Source organism: Shewanella sp. YQ_9, assembly GCF_043103185.1.
GTDB lineage: Bacteria > Pseudomonadota > Gammaproteobacteria > Enterobacterales > Shewanellaceae > Shewanella > Shewanella algae.
The window spans coordinates 1-15,526 of the sequence record NZ_JBICJO010000042.1 but is presented as its reverse complement, the minus strand read 5'-3'; the positions used below and the strand labels follow the sequence as shown (position 1 = coordinate 15,526).

Here is a 15,526-nt window from a genome sequence, read left to right as displayed (position 1 = left end):
ATCCACCCACAATTGAAAAGGACGGCAAGGATAGCGCCCTACATAGTGCAGGTCAAATCACCCGAGGCCAGCTCTCTGGAGAGGAGTTTTTCGATATGATGCTTGTGGGATTCGGGATCCGAGAGAATTTTAACCCCTATACCGGCCGGGCGTCCTCCGGAAGCACCGAGCGGGTTGATCCACACCACGACCCCCTGAAACTCATTGACATGAGTCGAGCCCGGCAAACGATAACCTATCTGTATCTCCTGACCGAGGAAATGTCCCTCGGTAGTTGCCACAAACAGGCCCGCTGGCTGAATAAAAGGCATGTAAGCACGATACAACTGGTGCAGGGTGTCAAAATTCACTGTCAGATCGACCATAGGATACTTTTTAAGTTTTCAGTCTCTTATATTCTAAGACATAATTCTGGCAAAGCGCCAAGTAGTTGACACTCGGCATCTGGCTCAGACGATTACAGGTATCCATCACCTTGGCAGCCAGGGTCGCTATTCGCGCCCGCAGCAAGGGGTCCTCCCCTTCGGTGGTTAACAGCTCTCTATGTAACACCAAGTATAAAACTCTAAGTACATCAGAGATTTGTTCTTCACCCACTGTTAACAAACTAGCACACAGATGGCCCGTTAACAAACTGGCGCGCCAATCGCGGCGATAATCCAATAAGGTCTGGTATCTGTCAGACTGCAAAACCTCTGCCAACTTTAGCGGCCCGCCGACGACGGGCAAACACCAGGTAACATCGGCCGGCAGCGGCAATTGCTGCGCCAGCCAGGACTGAATGGCACTATTGTCCGGCAGTTTTACCTGCACTCTCTGACAACGACTGGATATGGTCGGCAGCAGCCCGGCGGTGCTGTCGGTCTGTAGAATAATCAGCGTCCCCTGCCCCGGCTCTTCCAGGGTTTTCAGCAGGGCATTGGCCGCAGCTTGATTGAGGCGCTCACTTTGGGCGATAAGCGCCACGCGCCGCCCACCTTGCTGCGCCGTGGAGGTGAGGTCCTGACAAAGCGCCCGCACCTGATCCACTTTTATCTGTTTACCATCGGCTTCGAGAAGATGAAAATCGGGATGGTTACCGGCGAGCACCAGCTGGCAGCTCTTGCAATGACCGCACTCTCCCCGAGCTGAGGGTTCGCTGCACAGGGCCGCCGCAGCTATCTCTTCGGCTAGCTTCATGCCGCCATAGCCTTGGGAAAGCCCCAGCAGTAACGCATGAGGCATCTGAGCCGAGTGCAGTTGCTGCATAAAACGGGCTTTGGCGTCACTCAACCAAGGCATGTCCATCTTCATCACTCCTTATGCCGCGTGCTTACCAATCTTTGGTTTGCAACACAGCCAGAATATCTTTATGCACTTCGGCCATGCTCTGACTGGCGTCGATAACCGCGATGCTGTCGTCCTGTTGTGCCAGGCTCAGATAGGTGGCACGGGTGCGTTCAAAGAAGGCCAGTTCCTGCTGCTCGATTCGATCCAGCTCACCACGGTTGGCGGCGCGGGTTAGCCCAAGGCTTGGCTCTATGTCGAGATACAGGGTCAAGTCTGGTTTAAAGTCCCCAAGGGTGGCGGCGCTGACCGCGCTGACCAAGGGCATCAACCCCCGACCACCACCCTGATAAGCCAGGGACGACAGGTTGTGTCTGTCGCCGAGCACCCAACTGCCCTCGGCCAGCGCCGGCTTGATCACTCGGGCCACCAGCTGCGCCCTGGCGGCATATAGCAGCAGGCATTCAGATTCATCACACAGAGGGTCGCTTGCATCTGCCACCTTCACCAAGTCGCGGATCTTCTCCGCCAACGGGGTACCACCCGGCTCACGGGTACAGACAGGTGCCTTGCCGGTATGTTTTTCGATAAAGTCTCGTACCAATGCGATGGCACTGGACTTACCGGCGCCTTCCAGGCCCTCGATAACGATAAATTTTGCAGTGGCTTTTTGTGGCATTATCTCTTTCTCTGATACTGGTTCACGGCGCGGTTATGTTCGGCCAGTGTACGGGAAAATACATGACTGCCGTCATTGCGGGAAACGAAGTAGAGGTACTCCACGGCTTCCGGGTGTGCGGCCGCCAGCAGGGCTTCCCGCCCGGGCGCGGCAATAGGTGTCGGCGGCAGTCCAAAAATACGGTAGGTGTTAAATGGCGTTTCTTCGCGCAGATCTTTACGGGTGATATTGCCATCAAAGCGCTCACCCATGCCGTAAATGACTGTGGGATCTGTCTGCAAGCGCATGCGTTTTTTCAAGCGATTAACAAATACTGCCGCTATCTTGCCGCGCTCCTCTGCCAGGCCGGTTTCCTTTTCTATGATGGAGGCCAGGATCAAGAGTTCATAGGGACTCTTGAGCGGAATGCTCTGATCCCGCTGCTGCCAGATACTCTCCAGTTGTTGCTGCATCTTGATAAAGCTTTGGGTCAACAACGTATTGAGCTCAGTGCCGGCACGATACTGATAGGTATCCGGGAAAAACTTGCCTTCAGGCAAGCCGCTGCTATCCCCTTGGGCTTCGAGCACATCGATAAACGGCTTGTCGCTGACCTTGAGATGCGCCAAGGTCTGCAGATACGCTTGCCACTCGCGAATAGTCTTGCCCTCTACCAGCGTCAGGGTGAATGTCTTCTCGTCACCGGCCACCAGCCGCTCCAGCAAAGACACAGGTGTGTCGCCGGGTTCAATCTGGTAGAGACCGCTGCGAATAGCAGTCATCTGCGGGTAAAGCTTACCCCAGAGCTTCCAGTGCCAGTCAAACTCCAACAGCTGCTGATTTTGCAGCTCTTGCCCCAACTGGTAAAAGGAGGTGCCTCGTTTCAGCAACAGCTCTCTGGGTTCATCCAGTTTCAGCTTGGTGGCCGCAAAGCGGTTGAGTTCGTTGTAACCCCAAAAACCGACGCCCAGCGCCAGAGTCATCAGGGTAAATACAAAGGCCAGGGCCGCAACTAAGCATTTTTTCATAATTGGATAGCAAGTGCCTTGCGAAGAGGTGTGCTGCCGGGCCAGAGTTCAAAGCTGCGCTGATCCACAGCAATAACATCGACCAAACCCAACAGGCTGTTACTGATAAAGAGGTGCCGCGCCCGTTGCAGCATCTCTGTTTTGATAGGGCACAGCTGCACGTCAATGCCCTGGTCGAGCAAGGCCACGATCAACTGCTGTCGCATCACTCCGGAGACACCGCAGTAATTCATGGCCGGTGAATACGCCGTCAGTTTACCTTGTTCATTAGGTAATAGCAGAAACAGATTGGCCATCGAGGACTCGAGCAGTAAATCGTCGCAATCCAGTACCAACCAATCATCAAAGCCTTCAGGCAATGGCTGCGCCTTGATAAGCACCTGTTCCAGACGGTTGAGATGTTTAATACCGGCAAGCCTAGGCTGTTTGCCAAGCCGGATGGCCGAGGTCTTGAGGGCAATCCCTTTTTGCTGCCAATCTGGGTAATGCGCCGGCAATGGCGCCAGGCTGATGACTTCGGTGATTAAAGCGTCTGCCGGCGGCGTATAACCACGGCCGCCCTCTCCCCGGGTGAGCTGCAACTTAAGGCAGCTATGGGGATTGGCGACGGCGATGCGCTTGAGGCTTAAGTGCAAGGCATCCGATGCCTGCCAGACAAAACCCAAGCGCAGCGCTCCCTGAGTCAAGCGGGCAAGATGCTCGGTCAGAAAGGCTATCTGTCCCTTACCATCCACCGCCATGGTTGCAAACAGGCCATCACCATAGGTAAAGCCCCGATCGCGAACGCAGACGCTATCCTGCTCTTTGCCCTGAACCCAGACGCCTGTCATGCGCAGCCCAGGGCTCAGTCCTGGCTGATCCGACTGGCGACCGCGTCCTGCTGATCGCGATACTTGGCATTCTTGCGGGTGTTGTAGGGTCTGGCCACAGGGCGGGCCAGACGCTCAAAGTTCAGTGCCCCTATGGTCATCATGGGACGAAGTGCCAGCGGTAATTTACCACTGTTGTAAAACTCGAGCACAATCCGCCCCTGCCAGCCCGGATCGATACGATGCGCGGTCACGTGCACCATCAAGCCCAGACGTGCCAGTGATGAGCGGCCATCGAGCCAGCCGACTATGTCGGAAGGCAGATGAACACTCTCATAGGTCACCGCCAGCGCCAGCTCGCCCGGATGCAGAAAGAAGGCTTCGCCATCGGCAATATCTATCTGCTCGCTCATCACTCTATCCAGTGCGGCCTGCACTTCGGCCTTGGGGCCACTGAGATCTATATAAGGCGCAGTGTGATCCTTGAACACCCGAAACTGGTTACCCAGACGCACATCAACACTCACGCCACTGATGGCCTCTATGCCGGGACGGGGATCTATGACTATGCTGCCCTCGTCCAGACATTGTTCAATCTCGATATCAGTTAATCGCATCTCGCCTTATAGCTCCCTGGATATTTGTAGTTATTTCGCCAGCAAATGCTGGATTCTGGCCTTGAGAATATCGGTGGCAATCCGGTTCTTGCCGCCCCTTGGCACTATGATGTCGGCATACTGCTTTGAGGGTTCGATAAACTGCAGAAACATGGGTCTTACCGTTTTCTGATACTGGCTGATCACTGACTCCATGGTGCGGCCACGCTCGGCCACATCACGGGTCAGACGCCGCAGCAGACAGATATCCAGCGGCGTGTCCATAAACACGCTGGCATCCATCAGTTCACGCAGCTTAGGGTCGGTCAGCAGCAAAATACCTTCGAGAATAATGACCTTTTTAGGGGTCATCTTCAAGGTATCACTGGTGCGGGTATGCTCGGCGTAGCTATAGCAGGGAATATCCACTGCTTGCCCCTGCTTGAGCGCTACCAGGTGAGTACCGAGCAGTTCATGGTCCAACGCCTTGGGATGGTCATAGTTGGTCTTGACCCTCTCGTCCATGGACATATGGCTCTGATCCCGATAGTAGGCATCTTCGTTGATAACCCCTATCTGATCTGTCCCTAAGTCTCGGCATAGCTCTTCAAATATGGTCTTGGCGATCAAACTTTTACCTGACGCCGAAGCCCCTGCTATCCCGATAACGACACACTGTGGCGAATTCATGCTGCTAAAACCTTACTCATCATCTGCTATTGCGATTGAAATACTGCTGTGATTCTTTTGTTTTGCCAGTTGGGCACCCACACGGCGGGCGATATCTCGGTAAATGGCGGCGACTTCACCCTCAGGCGCGGCCACCACAGTCGGCTCACCGTTATCCATATCCTCACGGATATTGATATGCAGAGGTAAGGCGCCCAGCAAAGGCACTTGATAGCGTTCGGCTATCTTGCTGCCGCCGTGAGTACCGAAAGGATGCTCTTTATGGCCACAGGCAGGACAGAGATGGAAGCTCATGTTCTCCACAATACCCACGACTGGGATGTTCACCTTCTGGAACATGGTGATGCCTTTCTTGGCATCGGCCAGGGCGATATCCTGAGGCGTAGTGACTATCACGGCGCCGCTGACAGGCACTTTTTGTGACAGGGTCAGTTGGATATCCCCCGTGCCAGGAGGCATGTCAATCATCAGGTAATCCAGCTCAGGCCACTGGGTTTCGTTGAGCAGTTGCGCCAAAGCGCCGGCGGCCATGGGGCCACGCCATACCGCGGCCTGATCGTCGGTCAGCATGAAACCTATGCTCTGGGCGCTGATACCGTGAGCCGTGGCGGCTGTCATATGTACGCCATCAGGGGAAACGGGTCTGAATGTCGGGATCCCCAGCATCAGAGGAATGGAAGGGCCATAGATATCGGCATCCAGAATACCCACCCGGGCGCCTTCGGCCGCCAGGGCCAAGGCCAGGTTAACCGCTGTGGTTGACTTGCCCACGCCGCCCTTGCCGGAAGCAACGGCAATCACCTGCTTCACATTGGGAATAGGCGCAATATTGCCTAGCGCCGAGTAACTGAAAGGCTCAAAGCCAATCTCACACTCCACCTCGTCGATGGCATCGAGCTTGGACAATTCATTGGTCAGCGCGATCACTGTGTCGCGATATTGGGTCTGACAAGGATATGGATACAAGATGGTCAGCAGCAGCCTTTTACCATCCAAATCCAACTTACGAATACAACCGGCATCGACTAAACCCTGGGCCAGGTATGGATCCTGAAACGCATTGAGAATGGCAAGAACCGGACCGAGCAGATCGTCACTGAGACGATAGTCCTGAGAAGCAGAAGACAAAACGCAATCCCCTTTTGATAAATTTGGCCAAGTGTATCAGATAATGCCGTAAATATTAGAGTAGAATTAACACACTCATGTCAGGTTTTGATGAAAAAGCCAGATTAATCGGTTAGTATCTATGCCATTCTTTCAGGGCCTAGATTTAACAGAGAAAAGATGGCAACTACACAACGTAAAATCCTTGTTACCAGCGCGCTTCCATATGCCAACGGTCCCATTCACCTGGGCCACATGCTCGAGTACATACAGACAGATATCTGGTCCCGCTTCCAAAAACTCCGTGGCCATGAGTGCCATTATATCTGTGCCGATGATGCCCACGGTACACCTATCATGCTCAAGGCTCAGCAGATGGGGATCCAACCCGAAGAGATGATCGCCAAGGTCAATCAAGAGCATCAGCAGGATTTTGCCGAGTTCAATATTGCCTTTGACAATTATCACAGCACCCACAGCGAAGAGAACCGTCAGCTGGCCAGTGAGATCTACCTCAAACTGCGCGACAACGGTTATATCAAGAGCAAGACTATTTCCCAGCTGTTCGATCCGGAAAAGTCCATGTTCCTACCGGACAGATTCGTCAAGGGCACCTGCCCCAAGTGTAAGTCTGAAGACCAATACGGCGACAACTGTGACGCCTGTGGCGCCACCTACAGCCCAACCGAGCTGATCAATCCGCGCTCGGCGGTCTCCGGTGCCACACCTGTCATGAAAGAGACAGAGCACTTCTTCTTCGATCTGCCCGCCTTTGAAACCATGCTCAAAGAGTGGACCCATTCAGGTTCACTGCAGAGTGAAATGGCCAACAAACTGGATGAATGGTTCGAGCAAGGCCTGCAGCAGTGGGATATCACCCGTGATGCCCCCTACTTTGGCTTTGAAATCCCCGATGCGCCGGGCAAATACTTCTATGTTTGGCTCGATGCACCTGTGGGCTACATGGGTTCATTCAAGAACCTCTGCGACAAGCGCCCGGAGCTGAACTTTGACGAGTTCTGGAATGTCGACTCAAAGGCCGAGGTGTATCACTTCATCGGCAAAGACATTGTCTATTTCCACAGCCTATTTTGGCCAGCCATGCTCAAAGGCGCCGGCTACCGTCAGCCAAGCAGTGTCTATGCCCACGGCTATGTCACTGTCAACGGCGCCAAGATGTCCAAGTCCAAGGGCACCTTTATCAAGGCCCGTACTTACCTGGATCATCTGGATCCCGAGTATCTACGCTACTACTACGCCGCCAAGCTCTCCAGCCGCATTGACGATCTGGACCTGAACCTGGAAGACTTTGCCGCCAGAGTCAACTCAGATCTGGTCGGTAAGCTGGTTAACCTGGCGAGCCGTACCGCCGGCTTTATCGTCAAGCGTTTTGACGCCAAACTGGCTAAAGTAGAAGACAACTGCCTGGCCGAGTCCTTCCTGGCCAAACAGGAACTGATCGCCGAGCTGTATGAAGGCCGCGAATACGGCAAGGCGATGCGTGAAATCATGGCGCTGGCCGATGTCGCCAACGCTTACGTTGCCGATGAAGCTCCTTGGCAGTTGGTGAAAAACGAAGAAACCCTGGCCCGCGCCCATCAGGTATGCTCAGTGGCGCTGAATTTATTCCGTATTCTGGTGACTTATCTCAAGCCGGTACTGCCACGTTTGGCCGCCGATGTTGAAGCCTTCCTCAAGCTGGAACTCAGCTGGAGCGGCTTGGCACTGGATATGGCCGGTCACCAAATCAACCCGTTCAAGCCCATGATGCAACGCATCGAGCTCGATAAGGTGAATGCCATGGTGGAAGCCTCCAAGGAAAGCCTCAAGGCAACCGAGGATACGCCCAAGGCCAGCGGCCCATTGGCAGATGACCCTATCAGCCCAACCATAGAGTTTGACGACTTTGCCAAGCTGGATCTGCGGATTGCATTGATCAAGAAGGCCGAGCATGTGCCTGAAGCCAACAAGCTACTGAAATTACAGCTGGATCTCGGCGGCGAAACCCGTCAGGTATTTGCCGGTATCAAGTCGGCTTATGCCCCGGAAGATCTCGAAGGCAAACTGACAGTAATGGTGGCCAACCTGGCTCCTCGCAAGATGCGCTTTGGCTTGTCTGAAGGTATGGTGCTGGCCGCGGGCCCGGGTGGCAAGGATCTCTGGGTTCTCGAGCCCCATGAAGGCGCTCAACCCGGAATGAGAGTCAAATAAGACTCTTGTAGCATCTATCCCATATCAAAAAGGCCGCAATCGCGGCCTTTTTCCTATTCCCTTGATAGTTATACCGGATTGGGAATATCAATGAACTCGTGCTCCAGCTCAAACTCCCGTGCCAGATGCTCCCCCAGCGCCTTGATGCCAAACCGCTCGGTGGCATGGTGACCGGCGCCGAAATAATGGATCCCCTGCTCGACCGCGCTGTGAAAGGTACGCTCTGAGGCTTCACCGCTGATAAAGGCATCTACCCCCAAGGCCGCTGCGGCATCGATATAATCCTGGGCGCCGCCCGTACACCAGGCCAGTTTTTGTATGTTTCTTTCACCGCCATCCAGATGCAGAGGCGCCTGCCCCAAACGCTGCTCAAGCAAGGCACTCAAGTCTTTGGCTGTCATGGGTGAGTCAAGCACTCCTTGCCAAAGCAAACCCTGGGCGACGGTTTCTACCGCCTCCGGCTCAATGACCCCAAGCACCCGGCCCAATTCGGCGTTATTGCCAAGCATCGGATGGGCATCAAGCGGCAAGTGATAGCCGAACAGGTTAATGTCGTTAAGCAGCAAGCTCTTGATCCTGCGCTGTTTCATTCCGGTCAACACTTCGGGCTCATTCTTCCAGAAGAAACCATGGTGCACCAATAGGGCATCGGCTCCGGCTTCAACAGCCCGGTCAATCAATGCCTGACAAGCGGTTACACCTGTGACTATTTTGCGAATTTCGGCCTTGCCCTCGACCTGCAGACCGTTGGGGGCATAATCACGAAACTTGTCCAGTTGTAAAAACTCGCCCAGATATTGTCTGAGTTCCTCTCTTTTCATAGGGTTCCCTGTCGATTCAGTTGCAGATATATGGCGCCATTCTAGCACAGCGAGCCCAAGGATTGAGGTCACAACATTTAAGCCTAATTGCCGGTTTCAGCGCCCAAAGCGGCCAAAAGCTGCGCCCTTGGGCACAAGTTTGCTGCTTTTTGGCCGGCAAATTGGACATTTCCGGCCTTTGACTTATAAAATTATCGCAAACCTTCAAGTAACTCTAAAAATAAACAGGTTATGATTATGGCAAAACTGACCAAAGAAGAAGTTATCAGCACACTGCAGCAAGCTCTCAGTGAACAACAGGGCAAAGCAGTGACCATTGAACAAAATGGCAGCTGGTACAAAATCGATGGCGGTAAATCACTTCGTTTCGCTGAACTGGAACAGATGTTGGCAGATAGCACCAAACCGGCCAAGGCTGAAGCCAAGCAGGAAAAACCCAAGGCGGCCAAGCCTGCAGCAAAGCCAGCCTCAAAGGCAAAACCCAAACAGGTTGCGCCTGCCAAAGCCGGTAGCCAGGGGGGCAAGACCCCCAAAGAGCTGTGGCGTGAAAAACTGGCAGCCGGTAATCACAAACTGCCTCGCGGTTTTTAATTACTCCATCCAAAACAAAGGCGCCCAATGGCGCCTTTGTTTTATCTATTATTGGTTCAAAGCTTACATAGTCAATTCACATAGCCAGGTCGACCCGGACACTGCCCTGCAGATAAACCACCCGCACTTCATCGCCTACCTTGAAAGTCATGCCGGGATCTTCATCCTGTATGATCATCACCTGGGTTTCATCTTCCTGGCGTATCATCAACTCCACCAACTTGAGTTCACGATAGTAACTGCTGTCACCATATTGATGACCAATGCCTGCGCCGAGCAGAGCACCCAGTACAGTCGCCACATCCTGACCACTACCGCCACCGAACTGATGACCAATCACGCCACCGAGCAAGGCACCACCGAAGGTTTTCCAGCCGCGATTTCTGTCTTCCATCAGCTGTTTCTCGGTGATTTTTCGTACCGACTCCACCTGACCGTAGAGCACTTTTTCAACCGGCTGAGCCTGGTTTCTGTCATAACCGGCATAGAGGGTATGAGTTCCCGCTGCGAGGGACAATGAGAGCAGCAGCATTGCATTCAGTATCAGTTTCCACATAGCTGTTTTTCCGCTAACTTATAAGAAGGCCCTGAGCAGAATCATACGCAATTGTGAACCTACTGTCTTTCTTAAATCATGAGTTGGATCCTTTCCCGTCGCCTGAGCTGGCGTTGACGGATCCCAACGGCCTATTGGCCATTGGCGGCGACCTGCATCCCAGGCGGTTACTCAACGCCTATTACGAGGGCATTTTCCCCTGGTTCAATACCCATGACCCCATTCTCTGGTGGTCTCCGGATCCCCGCGCCGTCTTTGTTCCTGGCAGCATCAATATCTCCCGTAGTCTACGCAAGTATTTGAAAAAACAGGATTGGACTTTCAGCATCGACCGAGCCTTTGCCGATGTGATGGCCGGTTGCGCCATGCCGCGAAAAGATCAGCCCGGCACCTGGATAACCGGAGAGATACGTCTGGCCTACCAGGAGCTGCACCACCTGGGTCATGCCCACTCCTTCGAGGTCTGGGACAATGGTCGCCTGATAGGTGGCCTGTATGGCCTGGCCGTGGGTCAGGTGTTCTGTGGCGAGTCCATGTTCCACCGTAAAACCAACGCCTCCAAGGCGGCCTTTATCGCCCTGCACCAATATGCACTCAAGCAGGGTTTCAGGCTTATCGATGCCCAGGTGATGAATCCGCACCTTGAGAGCCTCGGAGCCAAAAGTTTAAAGCGTAAAGATTTTCTCGCACTCTTGAAACAATTCAGGGACGGTAGTCTTGCCAGGGATTGCTGGCAAACCGACGAGGTCAAACTTGAACTCTGATAACCATGCCATTGCCATAGGCCTCAGCCAACCCTTTGCCTGCAGCTACCTGAGCGGACAACAGGAGCAGTTATTGGTGATCCAGGAAGATGAGCTGGACTTGTCACTGTTTGAGCGCCTGTTGGCACTGGGGTTTCGCCGCAGTGGCAGCGCCATCTACAAGCCCCGTTGTCCCCACTGCAACGCTTGTCAGCCCATCCGAGTTCCCCTGGATGAATTTCGCCTGTCCAAAAGACAAAAACGCACCCTGGCCAAAAACCGTGACCTGCACTTTAGGATTGTGACCGAGGAAACCCCGGCTCACTATCCCCTCTATGAGCGTTATATCTGTGCCCGCCACAGTGACGGCCCCATGTATCCTCCGAGCGAAGAGCAGTACCGTCATTTTCTCGCCTGTGAGTGGCTCAGCCCGGTGTTTATCGAACTTTGGCATGGTCAGCGACTGGTTGCCGTGGCGGTGACAGATCTCCTGCCCCAGAGCCTGTCAGCCATCTACAGCTACTTTGACCCGGACTACAGCGACCGCTCCCTCGGGATCTTACTGGTACTGCTGCAATGCCGCCTGGGCAAATTGATGTCGAAATCGTTTCTCTATTTGGGATATCAAATAGATAACCACGACAAAATGGGTTACAAGCGACTCTACCGCCCCTATGAGATCCTCGGCGTTCAGGGCTGGCAGAAAAGCGACAATCACTGAGGCCTCCCCTTTACAGCCGCTGTAATTTGCGGCATGATACGGCGGTTTTTTACATTCGAGGCTAACGGGATAACTGATTAATGGCGAAAGAAGACAACATTGAGATGCAAGGGACTATCCTTGAAACCTTGCCAAATACAATGTTTCGGGTTGAACTGGAAAACGGTCACGTTGTGACTGCTCACATTTCCGGTAAAATGCGTAAAAACTACATCCGAATCCTGACCGGTGACAAGGTCACTGTGCAGCTGACTCCATACGACTTGAGCAAAGGCCGCATCGTCTTCCGCTCACGCTAAGATCCCAGTTATTTCTCAAAAGCCGGCTGTGCCGGTTTTTTTGCTGGTGAGCCCATGGGGGCGACCCACTGCGCAGCAGGCGCACCTGGCCTGCCGTTGTCTATCCAGGCATCAATGTGTCGGATAAGGGTCAGGATTCAGAATAAAAATGGCTGCCAGTGGCAGCCATTTTTTTGTTTCGACTTAGCTTCTCAGGAGATCTTCTCCGGCGCTTCCGTGTTGATTTCCAGTTCGCCATCTTTGACATCCACATGGGCGATGCCACCGGACTCAAGTTTACCAAACAGGATTTCATCGGCCAGCGGCCGTTTCAGCAGATCCTTGACCACTCTGGCCATAGGTCTGGCCCCCATGGTCTTGTCGTAACCCTTCTCGGCCAGCAAGGTTCTGGCTTCATCACTGACTTCCAGCGTCACCCCTTTCTGATCCAACTGTGCCTGCAGCTCGACCAGGAACTTGTCCACCACCTTGGCGATAATGGTCATATCCAGATGGTTGAACCAGATAATGGAGTCGAGTCGGTTGCGAAACTCGGGCGAGAACACCTTATTGATCTCCGACATCGCATCCTGGCTGTGATCCTGCTGTTTGAAGCCAATGGACTTACGCACAGTTTCCTGCACCCCGGCGTTGGTGGTCATCACCAGGGTCACGTTGCGGAAATCCGCCTTGCGCCCATTGTTATCGGTCAAAGTACCGTGATCCATTACCTGCAGCAGCAGGTTATAGATATCCGGATGCGCCTTTTCGATTTCATCGAGCAGCACCACACAGTGAGGCGTCTTGATCACGGCATCGGTCAGCAAACCACCCTGATCGTAGCCGACATAACCCGGAGGTGCGCCAATCAAACGCGACACAGTATGGCTTTCCATATATTCGGACATATCGAAGCGGATAAGCTTGAGCCCGAGGCAAGCCGCCAACTGATTGGTCACCTCTGTCTTACCCACCCCGGTTGGGCCGGCAAACAGGAAGCTCCCCACAGGTTTGTTTTCATTGCCAAGACCACTGCGTGCCAGCCGAATCGCCGCGCTGAGACTCTCTATCGCCTTGTCCTGACCGAACACCACCATCTTCAGGTTGCGTTCCAGGTTTTTCAGCAAGTCCTTCTCGGAAGAAGTCACTGTTTTTTCCGGGATCCTGGCCATCTTGGCGATAATGGTTTCAATCTCGCTCTGACCCACGGTTTTCTTGCGTTTGCTCTGTGGCATCATCGCCATCCGCGCCCCCGCTTCGTCGATCACATCGATGGCCTTGTCCGGCAGATGTCTGTCGTTGATATGCTTATCCGACAGGCTGGCAGCGCTGGCCAAGGCCGCCAGGGTATAACGCACCCCATGATGTTCTTCATAACGGCTCTTGAGCCCCTGAAGTATCTTGGTGGTTTCGGCCACCGAAGGCTCGTGAATGTCCACCTTCTGGAAGCGCCGCGCCAGTGCCCTGTCCTTCTCAAAAATACTTTGATATTCCTGAAAAGTAGTGGAGCCCATACAGCGCAAATTACCGCTGGAGAGCAAGGGCTTGAGCAGGTTGGATGCATCCATCACCCCACCGGATGCCGCGCCGGCACCGATAATAGTGTGAATTTCATCGATGAACAGAATCGCATTCTGATCCGCTGTTAACTCCTTGAGCAGGCTCTTGAAGCGTTTCTCGAAGTCGCCGCGATACTTGGTGCCGGCCAACAGCGCACCGAGATCCAGAGAGTAGACGGTCGCTTCGCTTATCACCTCAGGCACAGACTCATTGACTATCCGATAGGCCAAACCTTCGGCGATGGCGGTCTTTCCGACGCCGGCCTCGCCCACCAGCAGCGGGTTATTCTTGCGGCGACGGCAAAGAATTTGAATCGAGCGTTCAATTTCGTTATCGCGGCCGATAAGCGGATCTATCTTGCCCTGCTTGGCCATCTCATTGAGATTACTGGCAAACTGAGCCAGCATACTGCGCTCTTCTGTGGCTTCGGATTGATCTTCCAGGCTTTCCTGCGACCCCGGAGCATCGGCCTCATCGTTCTTGGCAAAGCCGTGAGAAATATAATTCACCACATCCAGGCGGGTAATATCGTAACGACGCAGCAGATAAACCGCCTGGGACTCCTGCTCACTGAAAATGGCTACCAGCACGTTGGCGCCGGTCACCTCATTGCGGCCTGACGACTGCACATGAAACACTGCCCGTTGCAGCACCCGCTGGAAACCCAGTGTCGGCTGAGTCTCACGTTCATCATCGGGATCGCTGATAATGGGTGTGGTCTGGGTAATAAAGTTGGCGACCTCCTCCTTGAGTCGGTCGATATTGGCGCCACAGGCGAGCAAGGCATCCCTTGCGGCGGGGTTATCGGTCAGCGCCAGCAGTAGGTGCTCAACCGTCATATATTCGTGACGGGCATCTCTGGCTTGTTGGAATGCCAGGTTCAAGGTCACTTCAAGATCTTTGTTCAGCATACGCACCCCCTAAAAACTACAGAGACAGGCTGGTTAAGCTTCCTCTAACGAACACAGTAACGGATGTTGGTTTTGTCTTGCAAACTGATTCACCTGAACCACTTTGGTTTCGGCTATCCCGAACGGGTAAACGCCGCAAACCGCTTTTCCCTGATGATGTATGGTCAACATAATGTCTGTGGCTTCCTGTTCATTCTTGCGAAAGAACAGCTGCAGTACCTCCACAACAAAGTCCATTGGGGTATAGTCATCGTTGTTCAGAATCACTTTATACATTGGAGGTGGTTGCAATTCCTGCTCAACCCCTTCCTCCACACGTTCTATCTGTCCAGTCTTACCCATGATTCAATATTAGCCTCTCAACTTGGCTTCTACCAACACTATGCCCGGCCATGTCTCAAAGTACCGCTTGGCGGGCCCTGGGCGGTATTGCCCTTTATCACACTATACTCTGGCGCGGCGGCGCTTGTCTAAGGCGTTTCTAACTCATGCTTATTTTTCAATCGGTTAAAACGTATACGCCGAGAATAAGCCTAAGATGTTCCAGGTAGGCATTACCGATAAAGTGCCACCATGGCAAAACCGTATACGCACAGTAACAAATACAATGTTGTTTTTTTGTTAACTTAAGCTTGACATCCAGCAACACTGCTTACATTCTGTTATCTGAGCGCCTGCTAAAGCGCTCAAAAGTTTTACTATCTTACTGGGAAGCAGACAATAGAAGGAAGTGGAAGTATGGCAAGCGGAACTGTTAAATGGTTCAACAACGCCAAAGGATTCGGGTTTATCTGCCCTGATGAAGGTGGTGAGGATGTTTTTGCGCACTATTCAACCATTGAAATGGAAGGCTACAGAACTCTAAAAGCAGGCCAACCTGTTGAATTTCAAGTTGAGAAGGGCCCAAAAGGTATGCATGCCTCGGCTATCTCTCCAGTTAAATAACCGGGTGAACAGAGATGAAAAAAGGCGGGGTTATC

At 53.3% G+C, this 15,526-nt stretch carries 18 protein-coding genes; 6 read left to right on the top strand and 12 right to left on the bottom strand.

The features are described 5' to 3' along the window. Positions 1-38: 38 nt before the first annotated feature. Genes ACF8D4_RS13055 through apbC form a run of 8 tightly spaced genes read right to left on the bottom strand, consistent with a single transcriptional unit; the run spans position 39 to position 6,175 of the window. The gene (locus tag ACF8D4_RS13055) at positions 39-365 is read right to left on the bottom strand and encodes a PilZ domain-containing protein (protein ID WP_025011164.1); all 327 of its coding nucleotides are present in this window, start codon (positions 363-365) and stop codon (positions 39-41) included. Positions 366-375: 10 nt separating this feature from the next. After that, entirely contained in the window at positions 376-1,287 is a 912-nt protein-coding gene (gene holB / locus ACF8D4_RS13050; RefSeq protein ID WP_392465224.1) for a DNA polymerase III subunit delta', read from the bottom strand. 25 nt (positions 1,288-1,312) lie between these two features. Continuing rightward, complete coding sequence (gene tmk, locus ACF8D4_RS13045) at positions 1,313-1,945, bottom strand: dTMP kinase (protein ID WP_025887713.1); 633 nt, start codon at positions 1,943-1,945, stop codon at positions 1,313-1,315. Continuing rightward, entirely contained in the window at positions 1,945-2,952 is a 1,008-nt protein-coding gene (gene mltG / locus ACF8D4_RS13040) for an endolytic transglycosylase MltG (RefSeq protein WP_025011167.1), read from the bottom strand. The genes tmk and mltG overlap by 1 nt, the downstream gene beginning before the upstream one ends. Continuing rightward, positions 2,949-3,782 (bottom strand): aminodeoxychorismate lyase, encoded by an 834-nt coding sequence (gene pabC / locus ACF8D4_RS13035; RefSeq protein WP_144167626.1) that lies wholly within the window; start codon positions 3,780-3,782, stop codon positions 2,949-2,951. The genes mltG and pabC overlap by 4 nt, the downstream gene beginning before the upstream one ends. Positions 3,783-3,796: 14 nt before the next feature. Next, entirely contained in the window at positions 3,797-4,378 is a 582-nt protein-coding gene (gene dcd / locus ACF8D4_RS13030; protein WP_045283850.1) for a dCTP deaminase, read from the bottom strand. A gap of 30 nt (positions 4,379-4,408) precedes the next feature. Continuing rightward, entirely contained in the window at positions 4,409-5,047 is a 639-nt protein-coding gene (udk, locus tag ACF8D4_RS13025) for a uridine kinase (RefSeq protein WP_025887708.1), read from the bottom strand. 12 nt (positions 5,048-5,059) lie between these two features. Next, positions 5,060-6,175: an iron-sulfur cluster carrier protein ApbC gene (apbC, locus tag ACF8D4_RS13020; RefSeq protein WP_025011170.1), complete on the bottom strand. Its 1,116-nt coding sequence runs from the start codon at positions 6,173-6,175 to the stop codon at positions 5,060-5,062. A gap of 159 nt (positions 6,176-6,334) precedes the next feature. Here apbC and metG point away from each other — a divergent pair, with 159 nt between their 5' ends. Further along, complete coding sequence (metG, locus tag ACF8D4_RS13015) at positions 6,335-8,365, top strand: methionine--tRNA ligase (RefSeq protein ID WP_107004916.1); 2,031 nt, start codon at positions 6,335-6,337, stop codon at positions 8,363-8,365. 68 nt (positions 8,366-8,433) lie between these two features. Here the strand turns inward: metG and ACF8D4_RS13010 are convergent, their stop codons facing one another. Beyond that, positions 8,434-9,186, bottom strand: a complete 753-nt coding sequence (locus tag ACF8D4_RS13010) for a Nif3-like dinuclear metal center hexameric protein (RefSeq protein ID WP_044734619.1) — start codon at positions 9,184-9,186, stop codon at positions 8,434-8,436. Between the two features lie 237 nt (positions 9,187-9,423). On the opposite strand from ACF8D4_RS13010, the gene ACF8D4_RS13005 reads away from it, so the two are divergent. Then, positions 9,424-9,777, top strand: coding sequence for a hypothetical protein (locus tag ACF8D4_RS13005; protein ID WP_025887704.1), 354 nt, complete (start codon positions 9,424-9,426; stop codon positions 9,775-9,777). Positions 9,778-9,853: 76 nt separating this feature from the next. On the opposite strand, the gene ACF8D4_RS13000 is transcribed toward ACF8D4_RS13005, so the two are convergent. Beyond that, the gene (locus ACF8D4_RS13000; RefSeq protein ID WP_025887702.1) at positions 9,854-10,333 is read right to left on the bottom strand and encodes a glycine zipper 2TM domain-containing protein; all 480 of its coding nucleotides are present in this window, start codon (positions 10,331-10,333) and stop codon (positions 9,854-9,856) included. A 53-nt stretch (positions 10,334-10,386) separates the two neighbouring features. Here ACF8D4_RS13000 and aat point away from each other — a divergent pair, with 53 nt between their 5' ends. From aat to infA, 3 genes are all read left to right on the top strand, one after another. Beyond that, positions 10,387-11,097 carry a leucyl/phenylalanyl-tRNA--protein transferase gene (aat, locus tag ACF8D4_RS12995; protein WP_025011174.1) on the top strand — a complete coding sequence of 237 codons (711 nt, stop codon included), beginning with the start codon at positions 10,387-10,389 and terminating at the stop codon, positions 11,095-11,097. After that, positions 11,087-11,797 carry an arginyltransferase gene (locus tag ACF8D4_RS12990; RefSeq protein WP_025011175.1) on the top strand — a complete coding sequence of 237 codons (711 nt, stop codon included), beginning with the start codon at positions 11,087-11,089 and terminating at the stop codon, positions 11,795-11,797. The genes aat and ACF8D4_RS12990 overlap by 11 nt, the downstream gene beginning before the upstream one ends. A gap of 80 nt (positions 11,798-11,877) precedes the next feature. After that, on the top strand, positions 11,878-12,096 hold the full coding sequence (gene infA / locus ACF8D4_RS12985; RefSeq protein ID WP_005500725.1) for a translation initiation factor IF-1: 219 nt from the start codon (positions 11,878-11,880) through the stop codon (positions 12,094-12,096). Between the two features lie 191 nt (positions 12,097-12,287). Here the strand turns inward: infA and clpA are convergent, their stop codons facing one another. Both clpA and clpS read right to left on the bottom strand, forming a co-directional pair. After that, a complete protein-coding gene (clpA, locus tag ACF8D4_RS12980; protein ID WP_028781435.1) occupies positions 12,288-14,546 on the bottom strand; it encodes an ATP-dependent Clp protease ATP-binding subunit ClpA in 2,259 nt (752 codons plus the stop codon). A 33-nt stretch (positions 14,547-14,579) separates the two neighbouring features. Continuing rightward, positions 14,580-14,888, bottom strand: a complete 309-nt coding sequence (gene clpS / locus ACF8D4_RS12975; protein ID WP_025011177.1) for an ATP-dependent Clp protease adapter ClpS — start codon at positions 14,886-14,888, stop codon at positions 14,580-14,582. A gap of 396 nt (positions 14,889-15,284) precedes the next feature. Here clpS and cspD point away from each other — a divergent pair, with 396 nt between their 5' ends. Further along, a complete protein-coding gene (gene cspD, locus ACF8D4_RS12970; RefSeq protein WP_025011178.1) occupies positions 15,285-15,491 on the top strand; it encodes a cold shock domain-containing protein CspD in 207 nt (68 codons plus the stop codon). The last annotated feature ends 35 nt before the right edge of the window (positions 15,492-15,526 follow it).

Excerpts from the sequence above, each read along its gene's own strand:
- ACF8D4_RS13055 (WP_025011164.1), bottom strand. The coding sequence starts at position 365 with ATGGTCGATCTGACAGTGAATTTTGACACCCTGCACCAGTTGTATCGT.
- holB (WP_392465224.1), bottom strand. The coding sequence starts at position 1,287 with ATGGACATGCCTTGGTTGAGTGACGCCAAAGCCCGTTTTATGCAGCAA.
- tmk (WP_025887713.1), bottom strand. The coding sequence starts at position 1,945 with ATGCCACAAAAAGCCACTGCAAAATTTATCGTTATCGAGGGCCTGGAA.
- mltG (WP_025011167.1), bottom strand. The coding sequence starts at position 2,952 with ATGAAAAAATGCTTAGTTGCGGCCCTGGCCTTTGTATTTACCCTGATG.
- pabC (WP_144167626.1), bottom strand. The coding sequence starts at position 3,782 with ATGACAGGCGTCTGGGTTCAGGGCAAAGAGCAGGATAGCGTCTGCGTT.
- dcd (WP_045283850.1), bottom strand. The coding sequence starts at position 4,378 with ATGCGATTAACTGATATCGAGATTGAACAATGTCTGGACGAGGGCAGC.
- udk (WP_025887708.1), bottom strand. The coding sequence starts at position 5,047 with ATGAATTCGCCACAGTGTGTCGTTATCGGGATAGCAGGGGCTTCGGCG.
- metG (WP_107004916.1), top strand. The coding sequence starts at position 6,335 with ATGGCAACTACACAACGTAAAATCCTTGTTACCAGCGCGCTTCCATAT.
- ACF8D4_RS13010 (WP_044734619.1), bottom strand. The coding sequence starts at position 9,186 with ATGAAAAGAGAGGAACTCAGACAATATCTGGGCGAGTTTTTACAACTG.
- ACF8D4_RS13005 (WP_025887704.1), top strand. The coding sequence starts at position 9,424 with ATGGCAAAACTGACCAAAGAAGAAGTTATCAGCACACTGCAGCAAGCT.
- ACF8D4_RS13000 (WP_025887702.1), bottom strand. The coding sequence starts at position 10,333 with ATGTGGAAACTGATACTGAATGCAATGCTGCTGCTCTCATTGTCCCTC.
- infA (WP_005500725.1), top strand. The coding sequence starts at position 11,878 with ATGGCGAAAGAAGACAACATTGAGATGCAAGGGACTATCCTTGAAACC.
- clpA (WP_028781435.1), bottom strand. The coding sequence starts at position 14,546 with ATGCTGAACAAAGATCTTGAAGTGACCTTGAACCTGGCATTCCAACAA.
- clpS (WP_025011177.1), bottom strand. The coding sequence starts at position 14,888 with ATGGGTAAGACTGGACAGATAGAACGTGTGGAGGAAGGGGTTGAGCAG.
- cspD (WP_025011178.1), top strand. The coding sequence starts at position 15,285 with ATGGCAAGCGGAACTGTTAAATGGTTCAACAACGCCAAAGGATTCGGG.